At 68.4% G+C, this 23,725-nt stretch carries 10 protein-coding genes and 1 pseudogene; 3 read left to right on the top strand and 8 right to left on the bottom strand.

Annotation, left to right across the window (positions count from 1 at the left end; translation table 11 throughout):
* Positions 1–2 precede the first annotated feature (2 nt).
* From rplC to QC765_RS11075, 4 genes are all read right to left on the bottom strand, one after another.
* Positions 3–662 (bottom strand): 50S ribosomal protein L3, encoded by a 660-nt coding sequence (rplC, locus tag QC765_RS11090; protein ID WP_149360553.1) that lies wholly within the window; start codon positions 660–662, stop codon positions 3–5.
* Between the two features lie 20 nt (positions 663–682).
* The gene (rpsJ, locus tag QC765_RS11085; RefSeq protein ID WP_003938093.1) at positions 683–988 is read right to left on the bottom strand and encodes a 30S ribosomal protein S10; all 306 of its coding nucleotides are present in this window, start codon (positions 986–988) and stop codon (positions 683–685) included.
* A 529-nt stretch (positions 989–1,517) separates the two neighbouring features.
* Positions 1,518–1,994 (bottom strand): hotdog fold domain-containing protein, encoded by a 477-nt coding sequence (locus QC765_RS11080; RefSeq protein WP_373876743.1) that lies wholly within the window; start codon positions 1,992–1,994, stop codon positions 1,518–1,520.
* 159 nt (positions 1,995–2,153) lie between these two features.
* Positions 2,154–2,960, bottom strand: a complete 807-nt coding sequence (locus tag QC765_RS11075; RefSeq protein WP_278314506.1) for an alpha/beta fold hydrolase — start codon at positions 2,958–2,960, stop codon at positions 2,154–2,156.
* Positions 2,961–3,199: 239 nt separating this feature from the next.
* On the opposite strand from QC765_RS11075, the gene QC765_RS11070 reads away from it, so the two are divergent.
* The 3 genes from QC765_RS11070 (at position 3,200) to QC765_RS11060 (ending at position 5,857) form a co-directional block, all read left to right on the top strand.
* The gene (locus tag QC765_RS11070; protein WP_278314505.1) at positions 3,200–4,177 is read left to right on the top strand and encodes an ATP-binding cassette domain-containing protein; all 978 of its coding nucleotides are present in this window, start codon (positions 3,200–3,202) and stop codon (positions 4,175–4,177) included.
* Positions 4,174–5,004 carry an ABC transporter permease gene (locus QC765_RS11065; protein ID WP_278314504.1) on the top strand — a complete coding sequence of 277 codons (831 nt, stop codon included), beginning with the start codon at positions 4,174–4,176 and terminating at the stop codon, positions 5,002–5,004. The genes QC765_RS11070 and QC765_RS11065 overlap by 4 nt, the downstream gene beginning before the upstream one ends.
* Before the next feature lie 121 nt (positions 5,005–5,125).
* On the top strand, positions 5,126–5,857 hold the full coding sequence (locus QC765_RS11060; RefSeq protein WP_278314503.1) for an ABC transporter permease: 732 nt from the start codon (positions 5,126–5,128) through the stop codon (positions 5,855–5,857).
* Between the two features lie 76 nt (positions 5,858–5,933).
* Here QC765_RS11060 and QC765_RS11055 read toward each other — a convergent pair whose 3' ends face one another.
* The 4 genes and pseudogenes from QC765_RS11055 to QC765_RS11040 form a co-directional block, all read right to left on the bottom strand.
* Complete coding sequence (locus QC765_RS11055; RefSeq protein ID WP_278314502.1) at positions 5,934–6,827, bottom strand: glycosyltransferase family 2 protein; 894 nt, start codon at positions 6,825–6,827, stop codon at positions 5,934–5,936.
* 70 nt (positions 6,828–6,897) lie between these two features.
* A complete protein-coding gene (locus QC765_RS11050; protein WP_278314501.1) occupies positions 6,898–7,776 on the bottom strand; it encodes a glycosyltransferase family 2 protein in 879 nt (292 codons plus the stop codon).
* Positions 7,777–7,955: 179 nt separating this feature from the next.
* Complete coding sequence (locus tag QC765_RS11045) at positions 7,956–8,246, bottom strand: hypothetical protein (protein ID WP_278314500.1); 291 nt, start codon at positions 8,244–8,246, stop codon at positions 7,956–7,958.
* Between the two features lie 381 nt (positions 8,247–8,627).
* Positions 8,628–23,717 (bottom strand): annotated as a pseudogene (locus QC765_RS11040) (amino acid adenylation domain-containing protein); the annotation flags it as partial.
* Positions 23,718–23,725 lie beyond the last annotated feature (8 nt).

The following is a 23,725-nucleotide window of genomic DNA, read 5'->3' as shown; positions in this document are numbered from 1 at the left end:
GATTACTCGCCGCCCTTCACTGCGGTCTTCACAACAACGAGACCGCCCTTGCGTCCGGGGATGGCGCCCTTGATGAGGAGCAGCCCGGCCTCGGAGTCCACCTTGTGGACCTTGAGGTTCTGGGTCGTCACCTTCTCGTTGCCCATCCGGCCAGCCATGCGCATGCCCTTGAACACGCGTCCAGGCGTGGCGCAGCCGCCGATGGAGCCCGGGCGACGGTGCACTGCCTGGGTGCCGTGGGAGGCGCCCTGGCCGCGGAAGCCGTGGCGCTTCATGACGCCGGCGTAGCCCTTGCCCTTGCTGATGCCGGTGACGTCGACGAACGCGCCGTCGGCGAAGACATCAGCAGTGACTTCCTGGCCGATCTCGAACTGCGAGGGATCGGCAACGCGGAGCTCGACGATGTGGCGGCGAGGCGTGGCGCCTGCCTTGGTGAACTGGCCGGCGACCGGCTTGCTCACCTTGCGGGGGTCGATCGCCCCGTATGCGAGCTGAACGGCGTTGTAGCCGTCGCGCTCTTCGGTCCGCACCCCGGCCACAACGCATGGCCCGGCCTTGACGACCGTCACGGGCACAACCCGGTTGCGGTCATCGAAGACCTGGGTCATGCCGAGCTTGTTGCCCAGGATGCCCTTGTTCGTTGCTTCATTCTGCTTAGCCATCGGTCCTGTCTCCGCCGCGATCACTGAATGTTGACGTCGACGCTTGCCGGGAGGTCGATGCGCATGAGCGCATCGACTGTCTTCGGCGTCGGGTCGAGGATGTCAATGAGGCGCTTGTGCGTGCGCATCTCGAAGTGCTCGCGCGAGTCCTTGTACTTGTGCGGCGAGCGGATGACGCAATATACGTTCTTCTCGGTCGGCAACGGCACCGGGCCAACGACCCGAGCGCCCGTCCGGGTCACGGTCTCGACGATCTTGCGCGCTGACGCATCAATCGCCTCATGGTCGTAGGCCTTGAGCCTGATGCGGATCTTTTGTCCCGCCACGCTTGTGTCCTTTTCTTGCCGCTGTCGCTGTGGCCACGTCGACCACACCTTCGATGTTGTGGCTTTTCCGCCACCCCTTCGATGCTTGCGCTGAGCATTCCCAGCCTCCGCGCAAACGGCCATGACATGCGAAGCCGCGGCCTGCAACAGGATCAAAGCCCGATCCGTCGCCGCTGTTCACCTGTCATGGTTCACCGGTCCACGCGGTCGGGCGTGTCGCCCTCTCGCTTCTCATGCGGTCGCTGAGACGACCGCATGCCGGACCAGTCGCGCCCAAGTGGGCACATGGTCTTGGTTTGCTATTGCTCCCAGCAGCCATCGGCACGCTCGCCACGACAATCCTGTCGATTGCAAGCTCACCTCTAGCCACCGGTCATGAGGCATGCCCAGTCCAAGCAGTCACCACAAGCGCAGGGCGCCAGCGGATTCGTGCCAGTCCAAGGCAACCCGAACAGTATGCCTCAATTGGTCGCCAGGGCCAAATCGTTGCCCAGAGCTCCAGTCACCAGGCGAAACGTGCTTGCCTGGATCAGCCTCGTGGCCGCACCCAGGTCGTGATGTCCGCGTGGACGACCTCGTTGCCATCCTTGTCCGTCAGTGCCACGGGAACCACCACGTCCTGCCCATCAGTGATCGTCGCAAAGTCGGGGATCTCGATCTGGGCCGTCGCGGTCAGTCCCGAGGGCGCCTTGCGCAAGTACTCGACGGACATGCCCTTCGGGATCCACTGATGCGACGGTGGCACGGTGACCTCCATGAGGACGCCCATTGCCGCCTCCGCGAGGTTGCACGCGGCGATCGCATGGAACGTGCCGATGTGATTGTGCACGCCCGGCCACTTGGGCGCGGACATCACGACCCGGCCAGGCTCGGCGCTCCGGACGACCGGCACGACCGTCACGAAGTAGGGAGCCTTGGCCCAGACTCCGGCCGAGAAGGCCAAGCGCCCGACGATGTTCTTGTTCAGCTTGTTCCACAGCACGAGCGCACGAGGTTCGGTCACGATTGCCACCCTTGTCGTCAGTTTCCGGTTTCGCCACGGGATTGATGGCGCGGCACTGCGAGCAACGACCGCTCCCCCGCCGCTGGACAGTACCGCATCCGTAGCGAGCCTATCCAGGCCCGCGACGGCTCGACGCGGCGGCGCGATGCCATGCCCCGAGGGCTAGAAGGCACGCAACCATTCGAGGAGGATCTTGTTCACCTCGTCGGGGCGCTCGAGGGCACCGTAGTGCCCCGCGTCCGCCACCTCGAGATACCGCGCCCCCGGAATCGCGTCCGCGACCTCCCTCGCGAGATGCGGCGGGATCAAGCGGTCATCCTGATAGCCAACAGCAAGCACCGGGGTAGTGATCGCGCGGTACGCCTGGAGCCGGTCCGGGAACTCCGACAGGGCGAGCTGCGCCCGCACGCCCGCAGTCGCTGGTGCATGCGAGTACTCGATGATCGCTAGCCAATCGGCCGCGTCCATGTCCTTGCGCAGTGTCGTCGGCGAGAGATTCATAATGGCGTTGACCGCGGAGAAGTACGAGGCGGGCAGCTCGATCCCGCGGTCATGCATCTCGGCCTCGCCCCGTGACAGCGCCTTGATCACGGGGTCGACCCTGCCGTGCGCCGTGAGAAAGACGGCGCTGCGCACGAGCTCGGGGCGGGACAAGGCAAGCTCCTGGGCGATCCGGGCACCCAGCGACGTCCCTACGACGTGCGCGGGGCCTTTCCCGAGGTGCTCGATCAGCGCCGCTACATCCCCCACCATGTCATTGATGCCAAATCCGTCCGGGCACTCGCTGCTCGGCGCGATGCCCCGGTTCTCGAAGGTCGCCACGCTGAAGCCCGCACCAACGAGCGCAGGGACCTGATACATCTCCCAAACCCTTCCCGGGCTGGCAGTTCCCATGATCATCACCACTAGCGGCCCGTGGCCGTGGAGGCGATAGTTCAGTGTGATGCCATTGAGTGTGACGCTGGGCATGATTGCCTTTCTTCGCGGGGATTCCGGCGCTCTCTACCGGTAGCGTGTTCGTAAAGGGCTACGATTGGCCCGGGCCTGCTCGAACAAAATACTGTGCTCGCGCTCCATGGTGAACCCATCGCCGGGGAACGTGGCAGGTCGAGCCAAGGCGTGCACCAGCCGGAAACCCTGGTGAGGTGCGAGGACTACCCCGAACCGGGTGACGTTCCGTACCGCACCTGACATTTACAGGAGTATTGATGCGCTCATCGCCGGAGACTGCGGTGGTTGTCGACGATGTTGTCAAGACCTTCGGCGACGTTACTGCCTTGAGTGGCATCAGTTTCTCCGTGCCCAAGGGCACCGTGCTGGGGGTGCTCGGCCCTAATGGCGCGGGCAAGACCACTATGGTGAGCGTGCTCTCGACATTGCAGCAACCCGATTTCGGCAAGGCCTGGGTCGCGGGATTCGATGTTGTCGAGCAGGCCGCCGAGGTCCGCCGATCGATCATGCTGACGGGGCAGTACGCCGCGCTCGACGCGAGCCTCACCGGCCGGGAGAACCTTCAGCTGTTCGGACGGCTGATGGGGCTCAACCGCGCGGATTCGAAGTCCCGCGCCCAGCAGCTCCTCGAGGCATTCGATCTCGTCTACGCCGGGAACCGGCGCGTGGGCGGCTACTCCGGCGGCATGCGCAGGCGCATCGATATCGCTTGCGGGCTGGTGACCCGGCCCGAGGTCGTGTTCCTCGACGAGCCCACCACGGGGCTCGACCCCCGCAGCCGGCAGGCCGTGTGGTCACTGGTGCAGTCGTTGAAGAACGAGGGCATCACCGTGCTGCTGACAACGCAGTACCTCGAAGAGGCTGACATCCTCAGTGACAACATCATCGTGATCGACAAGGGCACGGTCATCGCCGAGGGCACCGCGGACGAGCTCAAGAAGCGCACGGGTGGCTCCTACTGCGAGGTCGTGCCGCTCAATCCCGCGCACCTGGCAAAGATCCAGGCATTGCTCGCGGACCTCTACCCGCAGGATGCGCCACTGCCCGAGATCCAGCCCGACGCTGATCGGCTCGCGCTGCCAGCGAGCAACGGCCCAGCCACGCTCAGCGAGGTACTGCGGCGCCTCGACATGGAGAACATCGAGCTCGCCGACATCGCGCTGCGGCGCCCGTCGCTCGACGACGTGTTCCTGTCGCTGACCGGGCACGGCAGCAAGGAGGCCACGCGCCCATGACGGTTGGCACCATCGACCTCCCGCTCGAGTCCTCGAGCACCGCGCTGGCCAAGCCGAGCCAGTTGCGGCAGTGGGCCGCGCTCAATAGCCGGGCGCTGCGCGAGATGACGCGCAACGGCGACTTCATCGTCGCTCTCGTGACTCCCGCGCTCTTCTCGCTCGCCTACTACGTGCCGCTGCGCAAGATGATGGAGACGGCGACGTACTTCGGCGGAGGCGGGCTGGACAACTACGGCCAGTTCGTGGTTCCGCTCATTGCTCTCGGTGCGGTCGCGCTGACCATGACCCAAGCGGCACTGCGGGCCGCGAAGGATGCGGCGGACGGCATTACCAAGCGGTTCGCGACGATGCCCATTCCCCGCATGGTTCCGCTCTGGTCCCGCATATCGGCGAACATGGTCCGATCCACCCTGACCCTGGCGGCGGCCCTTGCCTACGGCCACTTGATCCATTTCCGGTTCGAGGGAACATGGATCGAGACCACGGGCTTCCTCGTTTTCGCCCTGCTGATCAGCTTGGCCCTGATGCTTGCTGCCGACGGGCTAGGCACCTGGTCCGCGAATCCGCGCGCCGTGACCCAGGCACTGACCCTCCCAACCTTGATCTTCGGCATGATGTCCACCGGGTTCATCCCCGAGAGCGGCTTCCCCGAGTTCGTACGCCCATTCGTTCGCAATCAGCCCGTCTCGATTTTCACCGAGGCGCTGCGGCAGCTAGCGGATGGCGAGACAACGCGCGACATCATGCTGCCGACAGCCCTCTGGGGTGGCGGGCTGCTCGTCCTGTTCGCTGCGTTCGCGATATGGGCAAGCGCGAGAAGGAAGTGATCAGAGCGTGACTACACCAGCGATAGACGATTCACCCAGTTCGCCCGTGGTGCTCTTTCCAGAGCTCACTCACTCCGCGCCAGAGTCATCGGTGAGCGCGTGGGCCAGGCAGAGTCTGCTCATGGCCAAGCGCCTCCTGATCGTGTGGTCTCGAGACCCGTTCACCATGGTGCAGGCTGTCGTCTACCCGGCAATCATGCTGCTGATGCTGCGCCTCGTGATGGGCGATACGATCGAGCGCTTCTCGGGCCAGGCCGCGGTATTCCGCTTCGCTCCGCTGATGGCGCTGGTAGCGGCGATGTCGGGCGCGCTAGCTGGGGTGGTGCTCGCGATGCAGGAACGCGAGAACGGCATCCTCAGCCGCTACTGGGCGCTGCCGATCAACCGGGGGGCCGACCTCACAGGACGATTGCTCGCCGAGAGCGCCCGGATCGTGCTGACAACGCTGCTCATCGTTGTTGTCGCCTTGCCACTTGGATTGACATTCCAGAGCGTGGGGGCGTTCTTCGCGTTCATGTCCATCCCTTTGATGTTCGGGATAGGCTTCGCCACGCTTGCCACTGCGGCGGCGCTCGCGACAACAAGCCAGGCGATCGTCGCGGCGCTGAGCCTGTTCATGATGATCGGCATGTTCTTCAGCTCGGGCTTCACCGAGGTGGACGCGTTCCCGGACTGGGCGCATCCGTTCGTGGAGAACCAGCCGATCACCCGCGCGGTGGATACGATGCGGGCGCTCGCAACGGGCGGCGACTACATGACCCCGTTGATGTACTGCGCGCTCTGGTCCGGTGGTTTCGTCGTGTTGTTCGCCGTCCCCGCCATCCGCGGATACCGGAAGTCCGCAGCGGGCTAGGGTTCCAGGGCGAGCCAAACGGAGCGGCGCGGCAGGTGAATCCTGCCGCGCCGCTGCATTGATTGATCCAAGCCGCCTACGTGCCGGCCGCGGGCTCGCGCTCGCCTCCCGGATGAGCACGATGCTCGGACCCCGTGCGCAGGCGCGACCACGAGTAGCGCCCCGAATCGGGGTCATAGGCACGGTTGGGCACCCACGCCAGCACGTAGAACGCCCGCATGATCCCAACCGTGATCCAGCTCGCCCTAGCCTCCCAGTGCCGACCATGCAGGTGCAGGGTGCGTGGCAGGCTCGCGCTGTAGCGCCAGAAGGCCTGCCTGGAGGTGCGACCTCGCCTACCTGACACTCCCGCCCGCATGCCGGGCAGATACGCGATCCTTTGGCCCGTAGCGCCCAGGAGCAGCGAGACATCGACGTCTTCCCAGATTCCTGGTGCGTGCGACACCTGCGCCTTGATCGTGTCCCATGCCTCTTGCGCGATCGCCATGTTGCTGCCGACTACATTGTTCACCTCGCGGATATCGCTGCCCGGCTCGCTCCTCGTCGTAGAGACTCGGGCTATCAGCGCCATCCCGGCCCGATTGATGCCTCGCAGCGGGGCATCGTATTTCTCGATCGCCCCAACAGCGGCGTCGAAGCCCACGCCTTCCCCCGCGAAGAACTCCACGATCGCCCGCGCCCATCCCTCTTCGACACGGGTGTCGGCATCGATACGAGCGATTATATCGCCGCTGGCCTCGGCAAAACCCCTGTTCCGGGCCGCAGCGGTGCCCGGCGTCGTTTCATGCACCAGACGTATTCGAGGCTCGCCGTCGGCAATCCGCCCCACGATATTTGCGGTCGCGTCGGTGGAATTATTGTCCACCACAATGATCTCCGCTATGGCCGGGCCGTTGTCGATCAATGCCCGCAGGCACGGCTCGATGGAGTCTTGCTCATTGAATGCGGGTATTACTACGCTGACGTCCATCGTGTAGACAAACTGCTACGCCCCACATAATTCTCCCAATTTCCCCACAGGAATGCAGAAGAATTTGCCGCTACTGCGCGCCGCCAGGATGGGCGCGGTGCTCCGAGCCCGCTCGCAGGCGTGACCAGGAGTACTGCTCGGTGGCGGGATCGTAGGCCCGGTTGGGGATCCACACGAGCAGGTACATCGTCCGGATGATCCACACAGTGATCCAGCTGGCCCGGGCTTCCCAGTGCCGGCCGTGCATGTGCAATGTGCGTGGCAGGCTCGCGCTGTAGCGCCAGAACGCCTTGCGGGAGGTGCGGCCCCGGCGTCCAGAGATCCCTGCTCTCATTCCGGGCACAAAAGCGATCCGCTTCCCCGTCTTGCCCAGGAGAAGCGAGACATCAGTGTCGTCCCACTTCTCGCGGGAGAGGCTGACGTCGTCCTTGATCTCGCGCCAGGCCTGCGGCGTGATCGCCATGTTGCACCCGATGAGACTGCTCACCTGGCGCACCTGCGGTTCCGCGCCTCCCCGCATCGTCGCGATCCGGGTGATGACCGCCATTCCTGCTCTGTCGAGGCCACGCAGCGGAGCATCATATTTGTCGATCGGCCCGACCACTGCATCAAAGCCCGCGCCCTCCCCCGCGAAGAACTCGACTATCGCGCTCGACCACTCGGGCTCGACGCGGGTATCCGCATCGATACGGGCGATGATCTCGCCCGTCGCTTCCGTGAAGCCGCGGTTCCGGGCAGCGGCAACCCCTGGGACAGGTTCATGGACAAGCTTGATCGGTACGGAGCTCGTCTTCTGGAAGCTGCTTACCGCGGCGGCCGTGCCGTCGGTTGACGCATTGTCGACAACGATGATCTCGTGCGGCACCTCGCGCTGGGAGACCAGCGCCTCGAGGCACGGCTTGATGGCATCTTCCTCGTTGAACGCGGGAACGACGACACTCAGCTTCATCGGTCTAGTAGAGCACCGCAGCTACTGGTTGTCACTATCACCGCGCTGAATTCATCATGCAGTAGCCGCTACGCATGCACAGGACTGAACGCGCCACACTGTGCCACAGGATTATGTCCAGTCCGCTTTGCCAAATGCCACAGAACCCTGAAATCGAAGACTTCCGGGGCGCGGCGGTCTCACATCGAGGCCGCGGCGCGCGACCCCGAATGATCGTAGCTATCCTCTGCCGCATGGACCCGGGCGCGCTCCTCGAACAACTGCACCACCACATGGGTCAGTGATCCCGGGACGTGCGCGGGCGCGGACTCATCGGCGCCACGAGTGAGCAACTGGGCAAGCATGGAGCGCAGGCGCATGGCGAGGACATGCCCCTTGGCGCCCTCCTCGAGCAGCGCCTCCACTGCTGCGGCGAGCAGCACAATGGTCGCATCGTCGAGCCCATAGCCGTCGACCGCCTTGCGCAGCATTCCGTTGGCATCCTGCGGACTGCCCGGACGGCTAGCTGGCCTCTCCCTGGCTGTTTCGCGGTGGGCTGGCGCGCCCCAGGCAGGCTGGAGGCAAGGACGCTGCCGCGCTCGCGCTTCGTCTTCCACTCGCTAACCTACCTATTTGTTGCTCGGATCAGCTTCTTGGCCACACTGCTGATGACTGCCTGCCCGCCACCTTCTACTCGGATCACCTGTGAACCATCTGTGGTGAACAGTAATGCGGCAGGATCTCGGGAAGCTGTATTCCACCGCACGAACAGGTCACGATCCAGGCACGCGTTGTTATCGTGCTTCTGATCAGCAAAAACGGCGGCGCCAGTGCGAGAATCCCGCACCGGCGCCGCCGCTATGATGGGGCGATCAGAGGCGCTCCGCGACCTCACGCGCGACGATTTCCAGAACGGGCGCGGTGGTCATCTCCCAGTGCGTGGCATCCACGCCCGAGGCGATTACCTCGCCCGAGACGGCGTGCTGCCAGGACCTCGCGGCCGCGTCCTTGTCGGCCCGATCCCGCGCGGCGGTGAAGTGGACCAGGTCGCCCTGGAACTGCCGCGGCTCGTAGCGGCGCATCGCCGCCGCTGATGCCTCGGCCACCTCGATCAGCTTCTCGATCGCTTGGCGGGGAACGGGGACATGCCCGTCGACAGCGTCGATCAACTCGGTCACCGAGGTGATGCCCGAGGCTTCGATGTCGCCTCCGGACACCCCGAATCCACCAACGACGTCGGCAACAGTGACCTCGCCCGATTCCACTGCGGCACCGGCATCACCGGCGAACGAGTCAAGCATGACCAGCAGCTCGACCTGCAGCCCGGCTTCTTGCAACTGCACCGCCATGGCGTGCGCGATCACACCACCCAGCGACCAGCCCAGCAGCCGGTAGGGCCCCTCGGGCCGGATCCTGCGGATCTCGGTGACGTACCGCGCCGCGAGCTCCTCGATCGACTCGGGGGGCACAAATCCGGGTTCCGACGCCGCTGGTGATTGCACGCCGTAGACCGGCACTCCCTCGGGAAGCAGGCCGCCTAGGCTGGTGTAGCACCAGGCAAGACCCACGATCGGATGGATCGCGAAAACCGGGGCCTGGTCGCCCTCGGGCCGGATCGGGTAGATGACCGACATGGGGTCGGCCGCGGTAGCCGTCCCGCCCTGCTCGATACGCACAGCGAGGTCGGCAACGGATTCCGCGAGCAGTACATCCCGCAGCTCCACGGGCTTGTCCATGGCGTCGGTGAGCAGGCCGGCGACGCGCACCGCGACCAGCGAGTTTCCACCGAGGCGCAGGAAGCTATCCGTGCGGCCCACCCGGTCGATGCCCAGCGCCTCAGCGAGCACGCCGGCAACGATCTGCTCGGTCACGCCTTGCGGCTCGATGTACTCCTCCACCACTGCGCCGGTGCCGGGTTCGGGCAAGGCAGCCCGATCAAGCTTCCCGTTCCCCGTCAACGGCAACCCATCCAGCACCACCACCGCCGACGGCACCATATGCACCGGCAAGCGCGCCCCCGCCTCCGCCAGCACCGCAGCCTCCTCCACCACGGCCCCCGACTCCGCCACCACATACCCCACCAAGCGCTCCCCCAGCACCTCATGACCACGCACCAGCACCACCGCCCGCGCCACCCCCGCGCACCGGCCCAGCACCGCCTCGACCTCCCCGAGCTCGATGCGGAACCCCCGCAGCTGCACCTGCGAGTCCGACCGCCCGAAATACTCCAGCTCCCCCTCGACGCCCCACCGCCCCACATCACCGGTCCGGTACATCCGCTCCCCCGGCGACCCGAACGGGCACGCCACGAACCGCGCGAACGACAGGTCCGCCCGCCCCGCATACCCACGCGCCAGCTGCGGCCCCGCCACATACAGCTCCCCCGCCACCCCCGGCGGCACCGGCCGCAACCGCGCATCCAGCACATACACCCGCAGGCCCGGGATGCCCCGCCCGATCACCGACGCCGACGCCGACGCCGCGAACGCCCGATCAAGCTCCCGGTGGGTCACATGCACCGTCGTCTCGGTGATGCCATACATGTTGACCAGCCGCGGCGCGCCCTCGCCGTGGCGGGCATACCAGCGCCCCAGCTGCGACAGGTCCAGCGCCTCCCCGCCGAAGACCACATACCGCAGCGCCAGCCCAGCACCAGCCCCGCCAGCCTCGCCAGCCGTGGCCGCCTGCTCCCCGCGCGCCCGGTCCGCCTCGATCAACTGGTAGAACGCCGTCGGCGTCTGGCTGAGCACCGTCACCCCCTCCCGCTCGAGCAGCTCGAGGAACCCCGCCGGCGAGCGCGACGTGTAGTAGTCCACCACCACCACGGCGCCCCCATGCAGCAGCGCCCCCCACATCTCCCACACCGAGAAGTCGAACGCATACGAGTGGAACAACGACCACACATCCTCAGCGGAGAACTCGAACAGCCCCGCCGTATTGGCCATCAGCGTCGTCACCGTCCCATGGGTCACCGCCACGCCCTTCGGCCGGCCCGTCGACCCCGACGTGTAGATGACATACGCGACATTGCCCGCGCGCAGCACACCGCCCCGCTCCCGGGCCCCCAGCGGCCCACCGGACAGCCCCCCGAGCTCCCCGCGCGCATCGTCCCCATCGAGAACCACCACCTGAGCGCTCGCGGGCACGTCCACGCCCTGCCCCGCCAGCACCGCCGCGCCCTCCGCGATCGACGCCCGCAGCCCCTCGGCCACATCCACCGTCGTCACCACCACCACCGGGCGCGCATCACCGAGGGTGTAGGCGATCCGCTCCGCCGGGTACGACACATCCACCGGCACATAGCCCGCCCCCGACTTGAGCACCCCCAGGATCGCCACCACCAGCTCCACCGACCGCGACGTCGCCACCCCCACCAGCACATCCGGCCCGGCACCACGATCGACCAGCAGCCGCGCGAGCTGGTTCGCCCGCCCATCGAGCTGCGCATACGTCAACGACACCCCGCCCGCGCGCACCGCCACCCGGCCCGGCACCAGCCCGGCCCGCTCCTCGAACCACTCCACCAGGGTCCGCCCGCACCCCGAACCCGGAACCTGCCAGCCCCCCAGCACCAGCTCCCGCTCCGACGCCGTCAACAGATCCACCGACCCCACCCGCGCCGACACATCCCCCGCGAACGCATCAAGGACACGCACGACACGGTCGAGCAATGCCCGCGCTGCGGGCTCGTCGGTGATCGAGGCGAAGTAGTTGAGCTTGAGCCGAAGGTCGGGCTCGGCGAACGCGAGCAGCGTGAAGGGGTAGTGGGTGGCATCGGACCCAGAGGCGCCGAGCAGTCGCATCCCGGCGAGGTCGGTATCACTATCGCCGGCCTTGTCGACGGGGTAGGACTCGAAGACCGCGAGGGTGTCGAACCCGGCCCCCGGGCCCGCGGCCTGCTGGATATCGGTGAGGCCGAGGAACTGGTGATCGAGGAGTTCGCTCTGCTCCCGCTGCACGCGCGCGAGGAGGTCACGGATCGGCTCGTCCTCGTCGACGCGGATCCGCACGGGGAGGGTGTTGATGAACAGGCCGATCATCTCCTCCACCCCCGGCAGCTGCGGGGGGCGGCCCGAGACCGTCGCCCCGAACACGACATCGTCGCGGCCGAGCTGCCGGCCCAGCACGATGCCCCACGCCACCTGCACCAGCGTGTTCAGCGTCACGCCCAGCTCGCTGCCAAGCCGGCCGAGGGCCTCGGAGCGCTCGGGCGACATGTCGATGGTCACGGCATGGGGTGTGCCGAGCCCGGTCTCGGCAGCGTTCGGTGCCACCAGGGTTGGCTCGTCGAGCCCGGCGAGCGCCTCGGCCCACACCGCGCGCGAAGCGTCGAGGTCCTGCTCGCGGAGCCAGGCCAGGAAATCCCGGTATGAGCGGGCCGCGGGCATGTGGGTGTCGTCCCCGTCGAGCACGTAGAGCGTGATGAGCTCCTTGAGCAGCAGCGGCATCGACCATCCGTCGAGGAGCACGTGATGGTTGGTGATGAGCAGCTCGTGCTCGTCCTCCGGCAGGGATACGAGATGCATCCGCAGCAGCGGTGCCTGCTCCATCGCGAAGCCAGCGGCGAAGTCCGCTTCAGCGATGCGGTCGAGGCCATCACGGGCGGTCATCGCATCCTGCTCGCGCAGGTCCGTGAAGGACCAGGGCAGCGCGACATTGTCCTCGATGACCTGGATGGCGTTGCCCGAGGTGTCGTGCACGAACGCGGACCTCAGGTTGGGGTGCCGGTCGAGGAGCTTCTGCCCGGCGCGCCGCATCCGGACGGGGTCGACAACGCCACCGAGCCTGATGCGGGTGGGCGTGGTGTAGACGTCCGTGTCCTCGCCCACGAGCAGCGCGTGGAAGAGCAGCCCGCCCTGCAGCGGGGTGAGCGGCCATACGTCGGCGAGCGCCGGGTAGCGGCGCTCGAGCGTTTCCACCTGGGACTGCGTGAGATCCACGAGTTGCAGGTCCGACGGGGTCCGGCCGCCAGCGGTCGCGGAGCCAGCGTGCTGGGCCAGGGACTGGAGCGCGCTGATCCACAGGTCGGCGAGCTCCTGGGCCTCTGCTTCGTCGAGCACGCCCGAGGCATAGTTGAAGGAGGCCTTCAGGATGGAGCCGGTTGGCTTGTCGGTGACGGTGGCTCCGATGCTGAGCACCGAGGTGGCCGGCATGGTGTCATCGACGTCCGCGACCAGTTCGACGCTGCCGTCGGGCAGCCACGGGATCTCCGTGGCCCCTGCGCCGTCGGTGGTGCCAAACCTGCCGAGGTAGTTGAACGCTATCTGCGGCTCGGGCGCCCCGGAGAGCACGGTGGCCTCCGCCGGATCGAGGTAGCGCAGCATCCCGTAGCTGAGCCCCTTGTGCGGCACGCCGAGCAGGTGCTCCTTGACCGACTTGATCGCCGGGCCGAGCCGCTCGATGTCACCCAGGTGCTCATCGGCCACCGCGCTGGTATCGAGCTGGATCGGATACATGCTGGTGAACCAGCCGACGGTGCGGCCGAGATCAGCTCCCGGCACGAGCTCCTCCTCGCGCCCATGTCCCTCGAGCGTGACGAGGACCTGAGGCGTGCTGGTTCCCCGCCGGGCGCGCCACTGCCGGACGGCGAGCGCGAGGCCAGCGAGGAGGCCATCGTTGACGCCGCCCCGGTACGCGGCGGGCAGGGTTGTCAGCAGCGCTTCGGTGGAGCCGCTGTCGAGCTCGACCTCGACCCGTCGCACCGTGGACATTGTGTCCACGACGGGGTCGAGCGCACGGGACCCGAGCAGCGGGTCGGGGGTTGCCGCGATGGCGTGCCAGGTCTCCAGCGAGTCCTGGATCTCCTGGTCGGCGGCGCGCTCGGCGAGGCCGTGCGCCCAGCGGCGCAGGGACGTGCCGACGGGTGGCAGCGTGATCGGGTCCCCCTGCAGTGCCTGGGTGCCCGCGGTGGCGAGGTCTGGCAGCAGCACGCGCCAGGAGACGCCATCGACCGCGAGGTGGTGGATCGCCACGATCAGCCGTCCGGCTCGCCCGGGCGCGTGCAGCCACACGAATCGTGCCATCACCCCGCGGGCGGGGTCGAGGCGCGCGACGGCGGCGTCGAACTCGGCGAGGATCGTGGCTTCGCGCTGCTCGGGATCGTCGAGCACGTCGGCATCGACGGTCCGTTCCGCGAGGATGTCCGCGGCCTTGATGGAGCCTGCGGGCAGGAGCTCGAGCAGCGGCTGGCCACCGTCGCGCTGGAACTGGCCGCGCAGCGCATCGTGGTGATCGAGCAGCGCCTGGATGACGTCCTCGAGCTGTTCGCGGGAGAGCTCGCTGGGGACGGTGAGCAGGAGCGACTGCTGGAAGCGGTCGTACGTGCCGCGTGGTCCGACGTGCTCGACGAGCCAGTGCATGATCGGCAGCGCGGGCGCGGTCCCGGTCCCGCCGCCGGGCAGCTCCTCGAGCAGTGCTGGCGCGTCACTGGCGCGCTGCGCTACCTCCGCGAGCCCGGCGACGGTCTTGCGCTCGAACACATCGCGGGCGCGGATGGAGTATCCGGCCGCCTTGGCGCGGGCGACGAGCTGGATGGAGACGATGCTGTCGCCGCCGAGCGCGAAGAACGAGTCCGTGACGCTGACCTGGTCCATTCCCAGCACCTCGGCGAACACCTCGGCGAGCGCTTCCTCGGTCTCGTTGCGGGGAGCGATGTACCGGCTGGACTCGAACACGGGCTCGGGCAGCGCCTTGCGGTCGACCTTGCCGGTCGGCGCGACCGGCACCTCGTCGATGAGGGTGATCGAAGCCGGGACCATGTACTCGGGCAGTGACTCCCCCACGTACGCCGAGAGCGCCGCGGCATCGGCGGCACTGCCTGGCCGGAGCAAGACATAGGTGACCAGCACGGTCTGGCCGGTGCTGGCGCGCTTGTGCCCGACGGTGAGCGCGAACTCGACCTCGGGGTGCGCGGAGAACGCGGCGTCGATCTCGCCGAGCTCGATGCGGTAGCCGCGCACCTTCACCTGGAAGTCGGTGCGCCCGATGAACTCGAGGACCTGCGCTCCGTCCTCGTTGTGCTTCCAGCGCACGAGGTCGCCGGTGCGATACATGCGCGCGCCGGCCGGGCCGAAGGGGCTGGCGACGAACCGCTCGGCGGTGAGGCCCCGGCGGCCGCGGTAGCCGCGCGCGAGGATGGGCCCGCTGACGTACAGCTCGCCGGGCGCCCCGAATGGCGCAGGGCGCAACCGGGAATCGAGCACGAGGGCATCGGTGCCCGTGATGGGCCCGCCGATATCGATGGGATGGCCCGGGCGCATGGGAGCGCTCGTGGTGGACCAGATCGTCGCCTCGGAGGGGCCGTAGAGGTTGAGCATCACGCGGGTGGGCGCCCAGCGCTCCACCACCTCGGGCGGGCAGGCCTCGCCACCGGTGGTGATGGCGCGGAGATCGGGGGCTTGCTGCGGGTCGAGGGTGCGCAGCGCGGCAGGAGTGATGAACGCATGGGTGACGCGCTGCTCGCGCAGGACCGTCTCGAGCTCGTCACCACCGTGGGTGCCGGGAGGCGCGATGACCACGGTCCCGGCGGCCCCGAAGGCCATCAGCATCTCGAACACGGAGGCGTCGAAGCTCGGGGAGGCGAAGTGCAGCACCCGCGATGCGGAATCGACTCCGATGTGCTGCTGCTGGGCGGCGACGAGGCTGGAGAGGCCGCGGTGGGTGACCACCACGCCCTTGGGCAGGCCTGTCGATCCCGAGGTGTAGATCATGTAGGCGGCCTGGTCCGCATGGGTCGCCGAGAGCAGCTCGTGCTCCTCGATCGAGCCGTCGGCAATTCCGGCGAGGGAATCGATGGTGCCTGGATCATCGAGGACGATCCAGTCCACGAGCCCGGGCAGCGCATTGCTCGAGGCGCTGGTGGCGAGGCCATGGGTGGCATCGGAGTCACGCAGCATGTGCTCGATGCGGTCGCTCGGATAGGCGGGATCGATGGGCAGGTAGGCGGCCCCGGTCTTCGCGATCGCCCAGATGCCGAGCACGGACTCGAGGGATCGGGCGATGCCGAGCGCGACGACGGACTCCGGGCCCACGCCCTGCGCGATGAGGTGCCGCGCGAGCTGGTTGGAGCGCGCATCGAGCTCGCCGTAGGAGAGGACGGCGCCTTCGCTGGCGACGGCTTGCGCGGCAGGGTCGCGCACTGCCGCGGCCAGGATCTCCCGCAGCAGCACCGGCTCCGGCGCGGCACCGCCCGGTACGGGCGCGAGGCTGGCGATCTCGTTCGGAGTGAGCACGTCGAGCTGCCCGTAGCGCACCGTGGCATCGGTGCGGATCTGATCGAGGATCCGGATGGCCCGGTCGCGCAGCGCCGCGATGTGCTGCTCGTCGAACAGGTCAGGGAAGAACTTGAACCGGACGTGCAGCTGGGTATCCACCGAGGCGACCACGCCGATCGGATAGTGAGCGGCATCCTCGCCGTCGAAACCGGTGACGCGCATGCCCGCGAGATCCGTGTCGCTCGTCAGCCCCGCCTGGTCCACGGGGTACGACTCGAACGCGGTGAGCGTATCGAACTGTGCTCCCGCGCCCACGGCGCGCTGGATGTCGGCGAGCTGCAGGTAGTGGTGGTCAAGCAGCTCGGCCTGCTCGGACTGGATGCGCCCGAGCAGCTCGGCGAGGGTCTCGCGCGGATCGAGGGTGACCCGCACCGGCACGGTGTTGATGAACAGGCCGATCATGGTCTCGACGCCGGCGAGCTGGGGTGGCCGGCCCGAGACGGTCGCTCCGAAGGTGACGTCGGGGCGGGCCGCCTGGGCAGCGAGCACCATCGCCCACGCGGCCTGGACCGCGGTGTTGAGGGTGACGCCCAGCTCCCGGGCCACGGCTTGCAGTTGCTGGGTCTCTTCCTCGGTGAAGGAGTGGGCGATCTCGCGGGAGCTCACCTCGTGCTCGCGAGCCCGGTCCAGTGGCGCCATCGTGGTGGGCTCGTCGGCCCCCTCGAACGCTGCCTGCCAGGCACGCAGTGACTTCTGCTTGTCCTGCGAATCGAGCCATGCCAGGAAGTCCCGGTAGCTCCCGGCCGCGGGCAGGTGGGTGGGGTCGCCGTCGAGGACGTAGAGGGTGAGGATGTCCTTGAGCATCAGCGGCGTGGACCACCCATCCATGAGGATGTGGTGGTTGGTGAGGATCAGCCGGTGCTTGCCTCCACCAAGATCAACAAGCGCGAACCGCATCAGGGGCGCTGTGGCCATATCGAACCGGACGGCCTTGTCCTCGGCCAGGATCTGGCGCAGCGCGGCCTCCGGGTCCGCTTCCGCCGAGACATCGAACGTCGCGAGCCGCGCGGTCGCCGAATCATCGACCACCTGCAGCGGAGCACCATGCCGATCGCTGGCGAAAGCGACGCGGAGGTTCGGGTAGCGGTCGAGCAGGGCCTGCAGGGCACGCTGCATGCGCCCAGCATCGACCGTGCCCTCGAGGTCGAGGACGAGCTGCACCATGTAGGCGTCGACGGATTCCTCAGCGAGCACCGCGTGGAACAGCATGCCCCCCTGCAGCGGGGAGAGCGGCCAGATGTCGGACAGCGCGGGGTAGTCCGCTTCCAGCACCTCGATGGACGCCTGGTCGACGTGGGCGATCGCCACATCGGACGGGGTGAGGCCCGCGTGCTCGATCTCCAGCGCATGGCGGGCCACCGCGGCGAGGGTGGCTTGCCAGGATTCGACGAACCGCGCCACCTCGTCGGCGCCGAGGAGCGTGGATGGGTAGAGGACCAGAACCTTCAGCCGGGGGCCGTCCGGTGTCTCGGTGACCATCGAGGTGATGTCGAGCGCGCCGGGCGCGGCCATGTCAGGGCTGAGCGAGTATCCCTTCTCGCCGCCATCGGCACTGGGCAGCCACCCGAGGTCCCGGAGCTCCTCGGGGATCTCGCCAGTGCCCGAGCGACCGAGGTAGTTGAACATCACCTTCGGCTGCGGGTAGGGGGCGAGCTCCGCGCGGCCCGCCTCGTCGAGGTAGCGCAGCATGCCGTAGCCGATGCCGCTATCGGGCATGGCGAGCAGGTGCTCCTTCATGCGCTTGATGGCTTCGTCGACCGCGGCACCCGGCTGGAGGGCGGATTGGGCGTTGATGCCCGCGAGGTCGATGCGCACGGGCACGACGGTGGTGAACCAGCCGAGGGTGCGGCCGAGCTCGGAGCCCGGGACCGCGGACTCCTCGCGGCCGTGGCCCTCCAGCCCGATCAGCGGAGCCTGGTCGGTGCCGAGCCAATGCGCGAGGGCCAGCGAGAGCGAGGCCAGCAACCCGTGGTTGACGCTGCCCCGGTAGGCCTCCGGTACCCGCGTGAGCAGGGACTCGGTGAGGTCGGCGGGCAGCTCGAACGTGGCCTGCTCGATGGTGGCGTTGACATCGATCGCGGGATCGAAGGGGCGCTCGCCGAGCGCTGGATCGGTGCGGTCGACTACGCCCTTCCAGAACGCGATCTCGCGCTCGCGCCCGGTGGCGTTCTCGGCGAGGCCGTGGACCCAGCGGCGGAACGAGGTGCCCACGGGCTGCAGCTCCACCCGCTGCCCGGTGCTGATCTGCGCCCAAGCAGTGGCGAGGTCGGGAATGATGATGCGCCAGGACACGCCGTCCATGACGGAGTGGTGGATGACGAGGCGGAGCCGGCCCGGCGCCTCGGGGCCGAGGTCGAGCCACACGGCTTGTAGCATGACCCCCGACTCGGGATCGAGCCGCCCCGCAGCGTCCTCGAGGGCTTTCTGGGTGAGCTCAGCGAACGCGTCCGTGCCCGGGGGCGTCGCGGCGGCATCGACGCTGATGCGCTGGACGAGCGATGCGGCATCGATCGCGCCTGGCCGGGCAGCGATCATCTCGCCCGAGTCCGCGTCGATGCGGGCGCGCAGCAGATCATGGTGATCGAGCACGGCTTGCAGGGTGGTGTGCAGCCCGGCCTCGTCGATGCCGGTGGGCAGGGTCAGCAGGGACGACTGGGAGTAGCGGCCCATGGTGCCACCCCGCTCGATCATCCACTCGATGATGGGGCTCAGCGGCATGCTGCCCACGCCACCGCCGGGAAGCTCCTCGAGCACCGCAGGTGCCTCGCTGGCCGCTGCGGTCTCCGCCGCCACGGCGAGCCGCGCGACCGTGCGATGCTCGAAGACGTCCTTCGGGGAGATGACCAGCCCGGCCGAGCGAGCGCGGGAGACCACGTTGATGGACATGATGCTGTCACCGCCGAGGGCGAAGAAGGAATCGTCCACGCCCACTTCTGGCAGCCCGAGCGTCTCGGCGAACAAGCGGGCGAGGATCTCCTCCGTTGGCGTCGCGGGAAGCCGCGAGGCCGTCGACCTGGCTGCGAAATCGGGATCGGGAAGGGCCTTGCGGTCGACCTTCCCGCTCGCGGTCAGTGGCAGGGCAGGCAGGACGATGACTGCCGACGGGACCATGTAGGCAGGGAGCTTGTCGCTAGCGTGGACGAGCACCTCAGCGATGATCGCGTCCTCGTCCTGGCCCGCGGCCGCATGGGCAGCCACGATGTAGGCGACCAGGCGATCCGCGCCGGCACGATTGAGCACGACGGTCGCCTGCGCGACCCAGGAGTGATCGACGAGCACGGCCTCGATCTCGCCAAGCTCGATGCGGAAGCCGCGCAGCTTGACCTGGAAATCCGTGCGCCCGATGTAGTCGAGGTCCCCGCCGTGCATGCGCCGCACCAGGTCGCCGGTGCGATACAAGCGGCTGCCCGGCTCGCCGAAGGGATTAGCCACGAACCGTGCCGCGGTGAGGGCAGGGAGCTTGCCGTAGCCGCGCCCGACACCGATGCCGCCGACGTACAGCTCCCCGCTGACACCGTTCGGCACGTGGTTGAGGTCGCGGTCAAGGACCAGCAGTTCCGTGCCCGGCGTGGGGCGCCCGATCGGGACGGGCATGGCCTGCTCCGCGTCGAGCGCATGGAACGCCACGACGTCGGAGGCCTCGGTGGGGCCATAGCTGTTGACGATGCGCACCCCGCGCGCGAGCAGCTCGCGCAGCGGCTTGGCGCGCACGGCCTCGCCGCCGAGGAAGACGAAGCGCACGCCACCGAGCACACCGGTGCTATCGGCATCGGCGAGGGCCTCGAACGCGCTCGGCGACATGTTGGCGAGCACAACGCGCTGCTCGGCGACCTGCGGGAGGATGTCCTCGGGGTCGAACCCGTCCGCAGCGAGGACGAGGGTCGCCCCGGATGCCAGGGCGGCCCAGATGTTCTTCTGGGTGAGATCGAACCCTGGTGAGGACGCGACGAGCACCCCGTCACCGGGGGCGAGCTGCACATGATCGCGATACCAGGCCACGGTGTTGGCGATACCGGCCATGGGCACCAGGGTGGGCTTGGGCCGGCCGGTGGATCCCGAGGTGGAGATGACGTAGCCGAGGCGCTGTCCCGCGACCGGATCCGCCCAGGGATCGTCGGGCAGCGATGCGGCCTCGCCGCGCTCGCCGTCGAGCAGGATCAGCGCGGTGCCCTCCAGCGCATCCGCGTGCTCCCAACCGGGCAGGGCCAGCACGGCAGCGGCGCCGGTGTCGTCGAGCACGGCCTGCAGCCGGTCGAGCGGGAACGCTGGATCGACCGGCGCGTAGGCCGCCCCGGCCTTCCATGTCGCTAGCAGTCCGACGATCCATTCCGCGCCGCGCGGGAGCGCCACCGCGACAACATCATCGGGCCCCACGCCGAGCTGCACCAGGGTGGCGGCGAGGCCCGAGGACCATTCGTCGAGCTGCGCGTAGGTGAGCGTGCCTGCTCCGGCGATCGCTGGAGCGCTAGGCTGCTGCCGCGCGCGAGCGCGGAAATCACGCAGCACGGTCGCCGGGCTTGTCTCGCGCGCTTCCCCGCGCGCCGCCTGCTCGATGGCCTCGAGCTCGCGGGAGTCGAGGATCTGCAGCGCGTGCAGGGGCAGCGACTCGTCGCTGGCCACGGTGGCGAGCACGCGCAGGAACCGGTCCGCGATCGCGTCGATGGTGGCCGCCTCGAACAAGTCGGTGGCGTAGTTGATGATCAGCTGGCGGGGCGCGTCCATGGTCTCGTCATCGAGGCGATCCACGACGGTCACGCTCAGGTCGAACTTCGCGGAATCGACCTCGGCATCGAATCCCTCGATGGTGAGCCCACCGAGCTCGAACCGGGGCCGCTGCTGGTTCTGGAACGTCAGCAGCACCTGGAACAGTGGGGCGTGCGCGGTGGATCGCTCGAGGTCGAGCAGTTCGACGAGCCGCTCGAAGGGCACATCTGCATTGGACAGCGCGGCGAGATCAACCTCGCGGGCGTGCTCGAGCAGTCCACCGAACGTGCTCGTGCCCTCCACGGAGGTGCGCAGCACGAGGGTATTGACGAACATGCCGACGAGTGGATCGAGGGCGCGGGCACCACGGCCCGCCACCGGCGTGCCGATCGTGATGTCGGTGGTGCCGGAGAGCTTGGCGAGCAGCACCGCGAGCGCGCTGTGGATCACCATGAAGGGCGTGGCTCCATGCCGCGCAGCGATATGGCCGAGCCGCGCGTACAGGTCCGCCGGGATCTCGTGGAAGCGGGTAGCGCCGCGCAGGGATTGCGCGGCTGGCCGGGGCCGGTCAGTGGGCAGGTCAAGGACCTCGGGCACATCGGCGAGCTGGCGCTTCCAGTACTGCTCCTGCTGGTAGGCGATCGATTCGGGGTCGGTCTCGTCGCCGAGCACCTCGCGCTGCCAGATCGCGAAGTCCGCGTACTGCACCTCCAGCGGTTCCCAGGCGGGCTCGTCGCCGTTGGCCCGGGCCGAATACGCGACCATGACGTCGGTGGCGAGCGGCGAGAGCGAGAATCCGTCGGCGACGATGTGGTGCATGACGACCGCGAGCACATGCTCGGTCTCGCTGAGGCGGAACAGTGCTGCCCGGACCGGTTCGTCGCGCGTGACGTCGAAGCCACGTCCGGCGAACTCGGCGGCGAGCCCCGTGACTGCCTGCGGGGTGGTGTCGATGAACTCCAGGCCAGCGGTGACCTCGTGCATCGGCAGGATCACCTGCGCGGGCTGGTCCCGGTAGGAGGGAAAGACGGTGCGCAGGGATTCATGGCGTTCCACCACGTCGCGGAACGCGTCGCGCAGCGCGTAGCGGTCGAGCTCGCCGGTGAGGGTGAGCACGAGCGGGATGTTGTAAGCCGAGGACGTGACGTCGTACTGGTTGATGAACCACAGGCGCCGCTGGGCGAGCGAGACCGGGACATGGTCGGGCCGTTCCTGTGCCACCAGCGGAACAGCCGCGCTGCTTGCGCCGGCCTCGTCGATGCGGGCAGCGAGCTTCGCCACGGTGGGATGCTCGAACAGCTCCCGCACGATCAGGTCCGCGCCGAGCGCCTCGTTCGCGCGCGCGATCACCTGCGTGCCCATCAGGGAGTTGCCGCCCAGCTCGAAGAACGAATCCCCCACACTCACCCGCTCCACACCCAGCACACCCGCGAAGATCGACGCCACCACCTCCTCCGACGCACTGCCCGGCGCCACGAACTCCCGCTCCGCCCCCAGCTCAGGCAACGGCAACGCCCGCCGATCCACCTTCCCCTGCGCCGTCAACGGCACCTCATCGATCACCACCACCACCGACGGCACCATGTACGACGGCAGCACCCCCGCCGCCTGCTCGCGCACCCGCTCCCCCTCGAGCACACCACCCCCCGCCGCCTGCACATACGTCACCAGCATGCTCTCGCCCGCAGGGTTCTCCCGCGCCACCGTCAACGCGAACCCCACCCCCTCCAGGCCCCGCACCACCGCATCGATCTCCCCCGGCTCGATCCGGTACCCACGCACCTTCACCTGGAAATCCGACCGCCCCTGGTACACCAGCTCCCGCCCCCGGCCAGTACCCACCCAGCGCACCACATCGCCCGACCGATACATCCGCGCCCCCGCCCCCGCGAACGGGCACGCCACGAAACGCTCCGCCGACAACCCCCACCGGCCCGCGTACCCCCGCGCCACGCCCGGCCCCGCGATATACAGCTCCCCCGCCACGCCCTCCGGCACCGGCCGCAACCGCGCATCCAGCACCATCACCGTGAACCCCCGCACCGGCGAACCGATCGACACCGGCTCCCCCGCCACCAGCGGCCCCGCCATCGTCGTGACCACCGTCGCCTCGGTCGGCCCATACGCATTGACCATCCGGCGCCCCCGCGCCCACTGCTCCACCAGCTCCGGCGGGCACGCCTCCCCGCCCACCACCACCGTCTCCAGCGCATCCAGGCCCCCCGGATCCACCGTCGCCAGCGCCGCCGGGGTGACGAACGCATGCGTCACCCCCTGCTCGCGCAAATACCCCGCCAGCTCCTCGCCGCCATACATCCCCGCCGGAGCGATCACCATCACCGCCCCCACCGGCACCATCATCAACAGCTCCAGCACCGACGCATCGAAGACCGGCGAAGCGAAATGCAGCACTCGCGCCCCCGCCCGCAGCCCGAACCGCTCCCGCTGCTCCGCCGCCAGCGCCGCCAGCCCCGCATGCGTGACCTCCACCCCCTTCGGCCGCCCCGTCGACCCCGAGGTGAAGATCACATACGCCACGCTCTCCGGGCGCACCACCCCCAGCCGGTCCAGGTACGACACCGGCGCCGGGGAAAGCCCCTTCAGCTCCGCCCTGACCCCCTCGTCATCGAGCACCACCCACTCCACCGACCCCGGCAGCGCCCCCACATGCCCGGCCGTGGTGATGCCCACCACCGCGCCCGAGTCCTCCACGATATGAGCGACCCGCTCGCCCGGCGCCGACGGATCCACCGGCACGAACGCCCCGCCCGCCTTCGCCACGCCCCACACCGACACCACCGACTCCACCGACCGCGGCAGCGCCACCACCACCCGCGACTCCGGGCCCACCCCCCGCGACACCAGCAACCGCGCCAGCCGCGACGACCGCTTGTCCAGATTCACATACGACACCTGCCGATCACCCAGCACCAGCGCCGGACCCGACGGATCCACCTCCACCGCCGCCGCCATCAACTGAGGCAAGAGCTGCT

Source organism: Hoyosella levis (assembly GCF_026008515.1).
Lineage (GTDB): Bacteria > Actinomycetota > Actinomycetes > Mycobacteriales > Mycobacteriaceae > Lolliginicoccus > Lolliginicoccus levis.
This window is presented reverse-complemented; position numbering and strand designations above follow the sequence as displayed.

Bases quoted from the DNA above. Each gene is read 5' to 3' on its own strand.
- QC765_RS11045 (WP_278314500.1), bottom strand. From the start codon at position 8,246: ATGCTGCGCAAGGCGGTCGACGGCTATGGGCTCGACGATGCGACCATT.
- QC765_RS11060 (WP_278314503.1), top strand. From the start codon at position 5,126: ATGGCCAAGCGCCTCCTGATCGTGTGGTCTCGAGACCCGTTCACCATG.
- QC765_RS11070 (WP_278314505.1), top strand. From the start codon at position 3,200: ATGCGCTCATCGCCGGAGACTGCGGTGGTTGTCGACGATGTTGTCAAG.
- QC765_RS11055 (WP_278314502.1), bottom strand. From the start codon at position 6,827: ATGGACGTCAGCGTAGTAATACCCGCATTCAATGAGCAAGACTCCATC.
- QC765_RS11065 (WP_278314504.1), top strand. From the start codon at position 4,174: ATGACGGTTGGCACCATCGACCTCCCGCTCGAGTCCTCGAGCACCGCG.
- rplC (WP_149360553.1), bottom strand. From the start codon at position 662: ATGGCTAAGCAGAATGAAGCAACGAACAAGGGCATCCTGGGCAACAAG.
- QC765_RS11050 (WP_278314501.1), bottom strand. From the start codon at position 7,776: ATGAAGCTGAGTGTCGTCGTTCCCGCGTTCAACGAGGAAGATGCCATC.
- QC765_RS11075 (WP_278314506.1), bottom strand. From the start codon at position 2,960: ATGCCCAGCGTCACACTCAATGGCATCACACTGAACTATCGCCTCCAC.